This window comes from Flavobacterium mesophilum, assembly GCF_039581405.1.
Lineage (GTDB): Bacteria > Bacteroidota > Bacteroidia > Flavobacteriales > Flavobacteriaceae > Flavobacterium.
Window position 1 is genome coordinate 648,778 of record NZ_JBCPXZ010000001.1, and the last position, 12,719, is coordinate 661,496.

The following is a 12,719-nucleotide window of genomic DNA, read 5'->3' on the forward strand; positions in this document are numbered from 1 at the left end:
TTCTGCATATTTTAAGAAAAAACAATGCCTTTCAATGCGAATATTGGTTAATTTTGCACTAAATTATATTGCGATGAATAAATGTGATCAATGTATTGTACGCCAGTTGTCGTCTTTAAAAGCCCTTAATAAAGAAGAAGTTGTAAAGTTAGCCAATAGCAAAACGAGTTATTCAATTAAAAAAGGAGATGCTATTTTTGAAGAGGGAGAAGTTACAAACGGTGTCTTTTGTATAAAAGACGGAGTTGGCAAATTATCAAAATTGAGTGCGAACGGAAAGGACCAAATTGTAAAACTGGTAAAGTCTGGCGAACTTCTAGGCCAACGTTCTATGATCAGCAATGAACCTGCTAATTTATCTGCAAAAGCAATCGCCGACATGGAAGTTTGCTTTATTCCAAAATCTGAAATCATACATTTCTTCAATAACAACAATCAATTTTCACTGAATTTGATGCAATCAATTTGTGAAGATTTGAAAGAATCTGAAAACGATAAAATTGCTTTAGTTCAAAAAACGGTAAAACAACGTTTGGCCGAAACTTTATTGCATCTTCATGATGAATTTGGAGAAAACGAAGATAAAACCTTGAAAGTTCAACTTACGAGAGAAGAACTTGCAGGAATTATTGGTACTGCAACAGAAAGCTGTATTCGTCTTTTATCTGAATTCAACAAACTGGAACTTATTGAACTTGTTGGAAAAAAAATAATGCTGAAAAATGTTCGAGCATTAAAAAAAATGGCGGAATAATTACAGCTTTTTAGCCTCGTTCCAAAAAACATCCATTTCTGCCAAAGTCATTTCTGAAAGTGGTTTTCCTAATTCACTTGCTTTGCTTTCTAAATATTGAAAACGCTTAATGAACTTTTTATTGGTACGTTCTAGTGCATCTTCAGGATTTACATTTAAAAATCGGGCGTAGTTGATCATTGAGAATAAAACATCGCCAAATTCAGCTTCAATTTTATCTTGATTCCCTGATTTTACTTCAACTTGCAGTTCTTCTAATTCTTCCTGCACTTTGTCCCAAACTTGATGAGGTTCCTCCCAATCAAAACCAACTCCTTTTACCTTATCTTGAATTCGGCTTGCTTTTACTAATGCTGGAAGACTTCTTGGCACTCCTTCTAAAACTGATTTTTTGCCTTCTTTTAATTTCAGTTTTTCCCAATTTTGTTTTACTTCTTCTTCATCCTTCACAACTGTATCACTATAAATATGAGGATGACGATGAATCAATTTGTCGCAGATTTCATTACATACATCAGCAATATCGAAATCATTGGTTTCTGAGCCTATTTTTGCATAAAAAACGATATGAAGCAATAAATCTCCAAGTTCTTTTTTAACTTCATTTAAATCATTATCCAAAATAGCATCTCCTAGCTCGTAGGTTTCTTCGATTGTCAAATGACGCAAAGTCTGTAAAGTCTGTTTTTTATCCCACGGACATTGCTCACGAAGTTCGTCCATGATAATTAGTAATCTTTCAAAGGCTTTAAGCTGAAGTTCCTTGCTCATTTTGATCTTTTTTGAATTGTAACGGAATAGTGTAAAAGTAAAAAATCCTGTCAAGAAAACATCTTAACAGGATCAATATATTTGAATGTAGCAACTACTATTCTTCTTTTTTAGCTTTTGCTTTTTTAGCAGGTGCTTTTTTTGGTTTTTCTTCTGCTACTGGAGCTTCTTCAGTTGCTTCTACTGCTGCAGGAGCTAAATCTGTAACCAAACCTTTTGCTTGAAGCGTGTTGTACCAGCTTAATACTTTTTTAATATCAGAAGGATAAACTCTTTCTTCATCATAATCAGGCAGAATTTCTTTGAAATAAGCACTTAATGTAGCATTATCTTCTTTATGCGAAATTGCTTGACCTTTGTTTTCTTTAGTCGCAATTTTTTGCATTACTTCAGTTAACGGTTTTTCGCCTTCGTATGTATAAATTGAGATTTCTGACAATAAACTTACATTACTTTTTAAGTTTACTGTGATTTTTTTTCCGTCTGTTAATGATTCCGCCACAAAACCTGTACGAGTCTGAACTTTAAGTACATATAAACCTGGTTTCCCTGAAATGGCTAAAATTTTGTCTAAATTCATGTTTTATTAATATTAGTATTAAGAATTTTTATTGTATGTTTTTCACTGCTTCCGAATGATTATCTTCCTTTTTTAGCAGCTGCAAATTTCATTCTGTATTCTTGGAAAGTCTTTCCTTCTGTGATGTTTTTCAATTTCTTTTGAATCAAACGCTTTTTCAAAGAAGATATTTTATCTGTAAACAAAACTCCCTCGATATGATCGTATTCATGTTGAATAACTCTTGCAATGATTCCATCAAAAACTTCTGTTTTCATCACAAAATCCTCTTCACAATATTCGATTGTAACGGTTGGTTTTCTGTAAACATCTTCACGAACATCTGGAATACTAAGACAACCTTCGTTAAAGCTCCATTCTTCTCCTTCTTCCTTTACGATTTTAGCATTGATAAAAGTCTTTTTGAATCCTTTTAATTCTTTTTGCTCATCTGAAGCCAAATCATCATCATCACTAAAAGGAGTTGTATCAATAACAAACAAACGAATTGCTAAACCTACCTGTGGAGCAGCAAGCCCAACACCGTACGCATTATACATGGTTTCATACATGTTTGCTATTGTTTCTTTTAGGTTTGGATATTCTGGCGTAATTGCCACACCTACTTTTCTTAAAACAGGATCACCATATCCTACAATTGGTAAAATCATTTGTATTAATTTATTGTATTATCTACTGTAAAAACTGAATTTAGTTTCCCACAATTCAGCTGGCAAAAATAGTAAAAAATAGTCTACGAATGATTTCAAACAGCATATTATATCTTATTTTTTGCCTAGATGTTAAAATCTCATCCATAATTATGCCAAATTAATTCGTACAATTCTTACCTTTGTTAGTAAACCTCTATATATGTTTGACCGCATCTCGAAATTCACGAATAGTACTTCTTTCTTAAACGCCTCAAAAGTAACTATTGCTTCTGTAGTTCCTGTAGTGATTTTAAATTTTTTAGGACATTTCGAAATCGGTTTTACCATTGCTCTTGGTGCTTTTTATACATATCCCAGCGATATTGCAAGTTCATTAAGCCATAAAATAAAAGGACTTATTGTAGCGTCATTTATAGTTTCTGGAGTCAATTTATTAGTCAATTTTGCTTATCCATATCCCATCCTATTTTATCCTTTTTTAGGTTTGCTTTTATTTTTATGTTCGATGATTTCTGTTTATGGACAGCGCGCAACTTTAGTTTCGTTTTCTGCTTTGCTTTCCATTTCATTATCGTTTGGGCATTTACATCAAGGCTGGGAAGCTTTTGAATATGCGAGTTTTATATTTCTAGGTGGTATTTTGTATTTAATTGTTTCGCTGGTTTTTCATTTTATACAACCATATAAATATGTAGAGTTGCAAATTGCAGAAGGCATAAAATTAACTGCCAAATACCTTAAATTAAGAGGTGATTTATGGAATCCTGAAGCGAATAGAGATGCCATTACCGAAAAACAATTAGCAATTCAAGTTGAATTGAATTTGATTCATGAAGATTTAAGAAAAATGCTGATTGGAAACCAAAACACATCTGGAACCACAGCTCAAAACCGAAAAATGCTTTTGGTTTTTATTACCTTAGTCGAAATTCAAGAACTTGCCCTTTACACATCTTTTGATCACAACAAGCTTCATGAGAAATTTGCTAAACATCCAGAAGTGCTTCGCACGTATCAAAATGTAGCTTACAAACTAGCTTCGACTTTAAAAAAACTTTCTAAAAACGTACATCATATTGCTGTTTATGTCGACAAAAATGACCTGAAAAATGAATTAGATGCTCTTGAATTCGCCATTTTTGATTATGAAAAAACACTTGGAAAAGAAGAAGCTTCGGAAGGTGTTTTGATGTTGACTAATATGCTGAATTATGCCAAAAACCAAGTTGGAAAAATCAAAATCATTCAGCGTGCTTTTTCATTGGCAATGCAGTCTTTCAAACTGAAAGACAAAGACAAAGAATTAGAAAAATTCCTGACTCCACAATATTATCCGTTGCGAACACTTACTGAAAACTTGACTTTTTCTTCTTCAATTTTCAGACATTCGATACGATTGACAATTACAATTCTGATTGGTTTTTTAATTGGAAAAATACTTCCGTTTCAAAACGTTTATTGGATTTTGTTGACGATCGTTGTAATTATGCGCCCAGGTTATGGCTTGACAAAAGAACGTTCTTATAACAGGATTTTCGGAACCGTTTTGGGAGGTGTTATTGCTTTCGGAATTGTATCTGTTATTCAAAATCATATTGCACTGAGCATCTTCTCTATTGTTTGCATGCTTCTGGGAATTTCATTTACGCAAATCAATTATAAAATCAGTGCGACTTTTGTAACGATGTACGTCGTTTTTATTTACGGAATTTTGACGCCAAATGTTGTTGAGGTAATTCAGTTCAGAATTTTAGATTCGCTTGCGGGAGCTATTTTGGCTTTTATTGCTAATCAATTTTTATGGCCGGCATGGGAATTTATAAATACACCGATACATATTGAAAATTCGATTCGGGCAAACCGAAATTACCTTAAAGAAATTGCCGATTATTATAATAAAAAAGGAGAAGTCCCTACTTCATACCGATTGGCAAGAAAACACGCTTTTGTTGAAATCGGCAATTTAATGACTTCCTTTCAGCGTATGATGCAAGAGCCAAAATCAAAACAAAAAACTATGCCTTTGGTCAATAAATTAGTGGTGCTAAATCACTCTATTTTGTCTGCTTTGGCTTCATTGTCGACTTATATTCAATCGCATCAAACAACATCGGCATCAGATTCTTTTAATTATATCATCAAAACAATTTTATCCAATTTAGATCAAGCGATTTCTATTCTGAAAAATGAGATGATTATTAAGGACACGTTTTTCGAAAAAGAAGATGTAACGTTGCAATTTGAAGAATTAAAACGCAAAAACTTTACTCGACTTGCTCAAGATGACGAACTTGATAAGGAAACGCGCCAAGCCAAAATGCAAGAAGCGCAATTGGTAATTGAGCAGTTAATCTGGATGAGCAACTTAGCCGAAAAGATTTTAAAAATTACAAAAGAACTAAAAGCAACAAATCCAGATTAATTCATCTGGATTTGCTGTTTATATATAATCTTAAGGCTTATTTAAGCTTCAAAGTCTCTGAAGTTTCTTTTCTAAGTTTAGCCAAAAGTTCTGGTTTATCATTCAAAGTTTGACCGTAAGAAGGAATCATTTTTTTCAATTTTGCTTCCCATTCCGGTGTTTTGATTTGGTTTGCAAAACATCTGCTTACAAGGTCTACCATAATCGCTACTGCCGTAGATGCTCCAGGAGAAGCTCCTAAAAGTACTGCAAGAGTTCCATCATGCGTATTGATTACCTCAGTACCGAATTCCAAAACCCCACCCTCTTTTTCATCTTTTTTGATAACCTGCACACGTTGTCCTGCTTTTTCAAGTTTCCAGTCTTTAGAACGTGCTGAAGGCAAATATTCGCGAAGCGCTTTCATTCTGTCTTTTGGTGACTGACGCACTTGTTCGATCAAATATTTTGTCAACGGAATATTGTGATATCCAGCAGCCAACATCGGAATTAAATTGTTTGACTTGATAGACAATGGCAAATCTAAATAAGAACCATTTTTCAAGAAACGAGTTGAAAAACCTGCAAATGGACCGAAAAGCAATGCTTTTTCGCCATCAATAACACGTGTATCAATATGCGGAACAGACATTGGAGGCGCTCCAACGCTTGCTTTTCCGTAAACTTTAGCTTGGTGTTTTGCAATAACTTCTGGATTTGTACATTTCAACCATTGACCACTTACTGGAAATCCTCCGTATCCTTTTCCTTCTGGAACATCAGCTTTTTCTAGTAATGGCAATGAACCACCTCCTGCTCCAATAAATACAAAACTTGTATATGCTTTGCGTTTTTGTCCAGTTGATAGATCTGTGATTTTAATTCTCCAAGATTTATCTTCGCGCTGTCTTAATTTTTTAACCTCGTGATTAAAATATAAACTTACGCCATCTAGTTTTTCAAGATAATTGAACATGCTTCTAGTCAAAGCCCCGAAATTAACATCGGTACCAATTTCCATATAAGTAGCAGCCAATTTTTGATCATTTTCTCTACCTTCCATCACTAATGGCATCCATTTTTTCAACTGCTCAAAATCAGTACTGAATTCCATTTCAGAAAAAATTGGGTTGCTTTGCAAAGCTGCGAATCTCGTTTTTAGATATTCAACGTTTTTATCGCCCCATACAAAACTCATATGAGGAACACTTTTTATGAAATTTTCTGGCGATGGAACTTTATTTTCTTGTACCAAATAAGACCAAAATTGGCGTGAAATTTCAAAAGATTCTGCTATACTGATTGCTTTTTTAGGATCAATACTTCCGTCTGCCTTTTCTGGTGTATAATTTAATTCACAAAAAGCAGAGTGCCCAGTTCCTGCGTTATTCCAAGCATCAGAGCTTTCAGCAGCGGCAACATCTAATCTTTCGTAAATTTCAATTTTAATATCCGGTTGCAACTCCTTCAAAATTAATCCAAGAGTTGCGCTCATTATTCCAGCTCCAATAAGCACGACATCACTATTGGAACGTATTGTATTATCAGGCATAACAGTAATTGTTTTTAAAAATGCAAAGGTACTTTTTTCAATCGCAAAAAAAAACTAAATTTTGCATGATAAAAGTTAGGAAATCATATTTTTTTCTAAATAAAGTGAAATTTTTAAGCTGGAAACCTAAAATCGGTTAGAAGAAAGATAGTCTTGAAGCATAATCGTTGCAGAAATTTCATCGATCAGTCCTTTGTTCTGACGCTGTTTTTTGCTGAGTCCACTGTCGATCATGGTTTGAAATGCCATTTTTGAAGTAAAACGTTCATCTACACGAATCACTTTCATATCAGGAAAAATATTTGAAAAATGAGTCACAAAACCTTTAATTATTGAAGCACTTTCTGAAGGTTGGCCATTCATTTGCTTTGGTTCACCAATTAAAACGGCTTCTACTTTTTCTTTAGCAAAATAATCTTTTAAAAAATCAATTAAAGTATGCGTTGGAATCGTAGTCAGACCCGAAGCGATAATTTGCATTTCGTCAGTAACAGCAATTCCGGTACGTTTTTGTCCGTAGTCTATGGAGAGGATTCTTGGCATTTTATATTTTTTTCAAAGGTAATCATTTTAGCTCTAGCTTTTCCAAATCGCATACAGAACATGTTCTAATCTAAAACTGAAAAAGTAAACCAAAAAAAATCCGCTTTTAAATTCAAAAACGGATCTTTTCCAAAATATTCAAAACCTAAAAAATCGAATCTACCTATTAAATAATCTTCTAAAAAAACCTCTTCCCTCCTCTTCTTCATCATCTGATTGTTCTTCATATTGCGCAAACTTCAACTGTGCTTTTTCATGCTCAAGAATCAACTCCTTAATATATTCGACATAGGATCTTTTTTTCTCTTCTAAAAATCCAATCAAGTATTTTTCACTGAATTCGACACCGCTTGCTGCTTCAATCTGCAAAAGCTTTTTATACAAAGGTTCAATATGAAGCGAAACTACCTCCTGAGGAACCGATTGACGTCTTCCGAAATAATTGACAATTACACCATTTTCGTCTTTTGCAATTTCAAAATCGGTAATAACCCAATAATACCTTCCTGATTTTGCTAAATTTTTTACGATTGCATGAAAGTTTTTTCCTTGTTTGAGATTCTCCCATAATACTTTAAAAATAACTTTTGGCATATCAGGATGACGTATAATATTATGAGGTTGTCCCATTAATTCATAGTCTTCATAACCAGAAACATCGACAAATACTTCGTTAGCATATTCAATAATACCAAAGGCATTTGTTTTACTCATGATTACCTGCGTTTTGTCCCAAGTAACTTCTTTATCAATTACTGCAATTTTGCCCTGAAGCTGATTTTCCTGATTCATAATGTCATGCTTATATAATTTGTTTTGGAATAGTTTTATCAATTCCAATTGTTTCATTGAAATTAACGGCGCGAAATTAATCTGAAGAAAAAAGACGAAATCTGATTTTTGTCATATTTTGATATAAAAAAAAGCTTTTAGAGGTAGTTTTAGAAAACAAATAATTCATAGGTGAAATTTTATTTATCAAATTAAAAACAAAATGTTACATATATAACATTTTCAAAAAGGTTTTACTTTTTAGCTTTTGCACAAATAAGCTATCTTTGCCAAAAATTAAAACTTATGAATTCTTTACAGACTATAATTGAACAAGCTTGGGAAAACAGAGCTTTATTACAAGAAACTGCTACAACTGACGCTATCAGAGAAGTTATCGAACTAGTAGATGCAGGAAAATTACGTGTTGCTGAACCAGTTGGCGATGGCTGGCAAGTAAACGAATGGGTAAAGAAAGCTGTTGTTATGTATTTCCCAATTCAAAAAATGGAAACATGGGAGTCTGGTATTTTTGAATACCACGATAAAATGTTGCTAAAAAGAGGATATGCTGAAAAAGGAATTCGTGTAGTGCCTAATGCTGTTGCACGTTATGGAGCATATATTTCTAGTGGCGTAATTTTGATGCCAAGTTATGTAAATATTGGTGCTTATGTTGACGAAGGAACTATGGTTGACACTTGGGCAACTGTTGGAAGCTGTGCACAAATTGGCAAAAATGTTCACTTAAGTGGTGGTGTTGGAATTGGTGGTGTTTTAGAGCCATTACAAGCTGCTCCAGTAATTATTGAAGACGGTGCTTTTATTGGCTCTCGTTGTATCGTTGTTGAAGGTGTTCACGTTGGTAAAGAAGCTGTTCTTGGCGCTAACGTTTGTTTGACTGCTTCAACAAAAATCATTGACGTTACTGGTGATGAGCCTGTTGAAATGAAAGGTTTTGTTCCTGCACGTTCTGTTGTAATTCCTGGAAGCTATACTAAGAAATTTGCTGCTGGAGAATTCCAAGTTCCATGTGCTTTGATCATTGGTACTAGAAAACCATCTACAGATTTAAAAACTTCATTAAACAATGCCCTTCGCGAATACGACGTTGCGGTGTAGTTTTAATAAAAATCAATTCAAAAATCCAAATTCCAATGTAATAATTGGAATTTGGATTTTTTTTTTACATAATCAGAAAAAAAATTATACTATTGCACAAATTTTACAAGATTTAAAACTGCCCGTTTATGTCTATTAAAAATAAAAAATTATCTGTCATTATATTAACTTATAATGAGGAATCCCATATTGCCAATGCCATCAAATCGGTTGCATTTGCTGATGAAATAATTGTTTTAGATTCGTACAGCACAGACTCAACCCCTGAAATTGTTTCAAATCTGGGTGTCCAACTTATTTACAGAAAATTTGATAACTATAGTAGCCAAAGAAATCATGCGATTAAATCTGCAACTGGAGATTGGATTCTTTTTCTTGATGCCGATGAAAGAGTTACCGCTGAACTTAGAGATGAAATCATCGAAAGCATTAATTCAGACAAATCTGTAGCTTACCGAATTTGGTTTCCTCATTTTTTTATGGATCGTTTTTTATTTCATTACACAGATAAGGTAACTCGCTTGATGAAAAATGAAAATATTCGTTTTGTAAATGAAGTACACGAAAAACTAGTTTTAAAAACTAAACCGCCAGTTTTAAAAAACTACATGGTTCATCTTACCTACAAAGGCTTGTTTAATTTTATAAGTAAAAAAGATAAATACGCTTGGTTTCAGGCAAAAATGTCATCCGAAAAAGGCAAAAAAGCAACATTATGGCTTTTATTTTTTAAACCCTTTTATCGTTTTTTCCACACTTACTTTGTAAAAAGAGTATATCTAGATGGAGTTCCTGGATTAGCAGCCGCAGCAATTGATGCTTATGGTGTTTTTTCTAGATATGCAAAAATGGTATTGATCGAAAAAAAATTAGAATAATTTCAATTTACCAAATTTAATTTTTAGTTTAAAAACCATAAAACTATCCAATCCTTTAATATCAATTCGTTTAATTTCATGATTATCTTTAAACGGAAATGTATTAGGACGATTGCCTATTTTTAATCCAAATCGCATTTTATTCTCGCTAAGCTGTTTCTTGAAATTTGCTTTTGCCACAACTTCTTTAGGATAATTTCCATATGGATAAGCAAGTGCAGGATAAACTATGAGATTGTGTTTTTCAATTTCAGCTTCACACTTCAAGAAGTCATCTGCAATCTCTGAAGGGCTCAGGGTTTGATATTTGTTATGGGCATAAGAATGATATCCAAGTTCGATTATTTCTGTTGGCAATTGTTTTAATTGTTCAATAGTCATAATTTTTTGTGCCAATTCTCCATTACCTTCATTCCATGAATCGGTCTTTCCGATGTATTGAAAAGGAATAAAAAAACTAGCTTTCAATTTATACTTTTCTAATAAAGGCAAAGCATAAATCAATTGATTTTCTGTAACATCATCGAAGGTTAATACGATGCTTTTTGAAGGAATAGCTTTCATTTTTTCCAACTCAGAAAAATGAAATGTCTGAAAATTATTATCGCTTAAATATTGAAATTGGCGTTCTAAATTTTGCAATGAAACTGTCAATTTATTACAATCCGCATCAGACTGACATATATTGTGATACATTAAAATTGGCAATTTAGACATTTTGAATAATTTTCAACAAAGTTATACTTTTTAAGATTATTTTTGGTCAAAAATTTAGAAATCGTGTCTGCCAACAACGTAACTGTAATCTCACTTTGTTATAATGATGAGACTTACCTAAAAAAACATTTTGAAAATTTATTATTTGCCAATGAAATCATCCTAATCAACAATAACAGTACAGATAAAAGTGTTGAAATTGCACAAGAATTAGGAGCGACTATTATTGAGCAAAATAATAGCTTTAAAGATGATTGTATAAAATTAGCCATTGAATCTGCTAAAAATAATTGGATTCTATTAGTTAGTTGTACAGATCATCTTCCCGAGAAACTTGTAAATGAAATAAGTTCTGAAATTTCCAAGCAAAAAACGGCTTCAAGCTATTATTCTGGACAAACTCTATTTTTCTTTGGAAAAACAATAAAATATGGGGTGTTTTTAAACCGAAAAAAACTCTTGCTTTTTGACAAAACAAGACATTCGTATTCTAAAAGCGTTGATACAAGCTGGTTTAAAAAACCAAAACTTTTCAAAACCAAAATAGCATCTTTTGCCTATAAAGACTTTGATGATTTTAGCAACAGACTAAATGTGATTCGAAAAGAAGAAGCTCAAATTTTGTTTAAGAAAAACAAGAGGCCGAATATCTATCATTTTTTTATAAAGCCATTTTACGTTTTTTTTAGTCAATTTTTTCTAAAGTTAGGGTTCCTAAACGGCCGTGAAGGATTTATTTTAGCTTACATTTGCGCTTTTTCTATTTTAAAACGTTATTTCATTCTATGGCTATTATATCGCAATATGGATTGATTTATTCGAATTAATTAAAAAACAAAACGAAAGTTTACAAGCACACAAATTGAACTTAAGATGAAAATATTAATTATACAGCAAAAAAGAATTGGAGATGTTCTACTAACTTCTATCCTTTGCAATAGTATAAAAAAAGCACATCCCGACTCTACTATAGATTTCATGTGTTACCCTAACTGTAAGGATGTATTAATTGGTAATCCAAATATTGATTCTATAATACTATTGCCAAACGAGGTACGCAAATCATATGGATCATTATTCAAATTCTTTTTTGAGATCAGAGCTAAAAAATATGATGTCTTAATTGATGTTTATGGTAAATTAGAAACAAATCTAATTACATTATTTTCAGGCGCGACTACCAAAATATCGTATTACAAATGGTATTCTTCATTATTTTACAATCATAATCTTCCAAGATTATCAAAAGAAACCAAAACAAAATATGGTCAGGCAATAGACAATCGTTTGCTATTGTTGCAACCTCTCAAACTGGATAATAATGCAATTGATCCTTATCCAAAATTGTATGTCGATCCTGTAGAAGGGCAAAAAGCTTTAGATTTATTTGAAAAACATAATGTTGACAGAAGCAAGAAAATTGTAATGATCAGCCTTTTGGGAAGCGAAAAACTAAAAACATATCCTTTAGAATATATGGCCGAAGTAGTAGAATATATTGGCCAAAATAGCGATGCTACTATTTTGTTCAATTACTTCCCGAGTCAAATCGAAGATGCTCAAAAAATTTACAATCTTTGTTCAGCCGAAACTAAAGGAAAAATCCATTTTGATTTATTAGCCGGAACTTTAAGCTCATTTATTGCCATAATGGACTTGTGTGATGTTATTATAGGAAATGATGGAGGCGCAATAAATATGGCAAAAGCACTTAACAAGCCTTCATTCATTATTTTCTCGCCTCATGTTGACAAAAATGACTGGGCAACTTTTGAAGACGGCAAACAAAATCTTTCTGTGCACTTAAATGATTTCAAACCAGAGTTATTTAGTGAATTGGGAGACAAAGAAGTAAAACCTAACACTCTTGAGCTATATACTAAATTCACTCCTGATTTGTTCAAAGATCAAATCTTATTCTTTTTAAAAGAACATTTATAGTCAATTATATTTTGAAAAAGCAAAGGCGGAATTTTA

The 12,719-nt window shown here is 32.6% G+C and carries 13 protein-coding genes; 6 read left to right on the top strand and 7 right to left on the bottom strand.

Annotation, left to right across the window (positions count from 1 at the left end; all coding sequences use genetic code 11):
• Positions 1–73 precede the first annotated feature (73 nt).
• Entirely contained in the window at positions 74–754 is a 681-nt protein-coding gene (locus tag AAYQ19_RS02715) for a Crp/Fnr family transcriptional regulator (protein ID WP_343533585.1), read from the top strand.
• Here AAYQ19_RS02715 and mazG read toward each other — a convergent pair whose 3' ends face one another.
• The 3 genes from mazG to def all read right to left on the bottom strand — a co-directional run bounded on the left by mazG (position 755) and on the right by def (position 2,755).
• Positions 755–1,525 (bottom strand): nucleoside triphosphate pyrophosphohydrolase, encoded by a 771-nt coding sequence (gene mazG / locus AAYQ19_RS02720; RefSeq protein WP_343533587.1) that lies wholly within the window; start codon positions 1,523–1,525, stop codon positions 755–757.
• 97 nt (positions 1,526–1,622) lie between these two features.
• Positions 1,623–2,105: a DUF5606 family protein gene (locus AAYQ19_RS02725; RefSeq protein WP_343533589.1), complete on the bottom strand. Its 483-nt coding sequence runs from the start codon at positions 2,103–2,105 to the stop codon at positions 1,623–1,625.
• A 59-nt stretch (positions 2,106–2,164) separates the two neighbouring features.
• A complete protein-coding gene (gene def / locus AAYQ19_RS02730; protein WP_343533592.1) occupies positions 2,165–2,755 on the bottom strand; it encodes a peptide deformylase in 591 nt (196 codons plus the stop codon).
• 202 nt (positions 2,756–2,957) lie between these two features.
• Here def and AAYQ19_RS02735 point away from each other — a divergent pair, with 202 nt between their 5' ends.
• A complete protein-coding gene (locus AAYQ19_RS02735; RefSeq protein WP_343533594.1) occupies positions 2,958–5,180 on the top strand; it encodes an FUSC family protein in 2,223 nt (740 codons plus the stop codon).
• 37 nt (positions 5,181–5,217) lie between these two features.
• Here AAYQ19_RS02735 and AAYQ19_RS02740 read toward each other — a convergent pair whose 3' ends face one another.
• The 3 genes from AAYQ19_RS02740 to AAYQ19_RS02750 all read right to left on the bottom strand — a co-directional run bounded on the left by AAYQ19_RS02740 (position 5,218) and on the right by AAYQ19_RS02750 (position 8,046).
• On the bottom strand, positions 5,218–6,711 hold the full coding sequence (locus AAYQ19_RS02740) for a malate:quinone oxidoreductase (RefSeq protein ID WP_343533596.1): 1,494 nt from the start codon (positions 6,709–6,711) through the stop codon (positions 5,218–5,220).
• A 126-nt stretch (positions 6,712–6,837) separates the two neighbouring features.
• Positions 6,838–7,254: a Holliday junction resolvase RuvX gene (gene ruvX, locus AAYQ19_RS02745; RefSeq protein WP_343533598.1), complete on the bottom strand. Its 417-nt coding sequence runs from the start codon at positions 7,252–7,254 to the stop codon at positions 6,838–6,840.
• Between the two features lie 159 nt (positions 7,255–7,413).
• A complete protein-coding gene (locus tag AAYQ19_RS02750) occupies positions 7,414–8,046 on the bottom strand; it encodes a PAS domain-containing protein (RefSeq protein ID WP_343534390.1) in 633 nt (210 codons plus the stop codon).
• Between the two features lie 285 nt (positions 8,047–8,331).
• On the opposite strand from AAYQ19_RS02750, the gene AAYQ19_RS02755 reads away from it, so the two are divergent.
• Together AAYQ19_RS02755 and AAYQ19_RS02760 are read left to right on the top strand one after the other, a co-directional pair.
• Positions 8,332–9,147, top strand: coding sequence for a 2,3,4,5-tetrahydropyridine-2,6-dicarboxylate N-succinyltransferase (locus tag AAYQ19_RS02755; RefSeq protein WP_343533600.1), 816 nt, complete (start codon positions 8,332–8,334; stop codon positions 9,145–9,147).
• A gap of 128 nt (positions 9,148–9,275) precedes the next feature.
• Complete coding sequence (locus tag AAYQ19_RS02760) at positions 9,276–10,025, top strand: glycosyltransferase family 2 protein (protein ID WP_343533602.1); 750 nt, start codon at positions 9,276–9,278, stop codon at positions 10,023–10,025.
• Here AAYQ19_RS02760 and AAYQ19_RS02765 read toward each other — a convergent pair.
• On the bottom strand, positions 10,017–10,721 hold the full coding sequence (locus AAYQ19_RS02765) for a polysaccharide deacetylase family protein (RefSeq protein WP_343533604.1): 705 nt from the start codon (positions 10,719–10,721) through the stop codon (positions 10,017–10,019). The two genes, AAYQ19_RS02760 and AAYQ19_RS02765, sit on opposite strands and share 9 nt — an antisense overlap.
• Positions 10,722–10,805: 84 nt before the next feature.
• Here AAYQ19_RS02765 and AAYQ19_RS02770 point away from each other — a divergent pair, with 84 nt between their 5' ends.
• Together AAYQ19_RS02770 and AAYQ19_RS02775 are read left to right on the top strand one after the other, a co-directional pair.
• A complete protein-coding gene (locus tag AAYQ19_RS02770; protein WP_343533606.1) occupies positions 10,806–11,555 on the top strand; it encodes a glycosyltransferase in 750 nt (249 codons plus the stop codon).
• A 60-nt stretch (positions 11,556–11,615) separates the two neighbouring features.
• A complete protein-coding gene (locus AAYQ19_RS02775; protein ID WP_343533608.1) occupies positions 11,616–12,683 on the top strand; it encodes a glycosyltransferase family 9 protein in 1,068 nt (355 codons plus the stop codon).
• Positions 12,684–12,719: the final 36 nt, after the last annotated feature.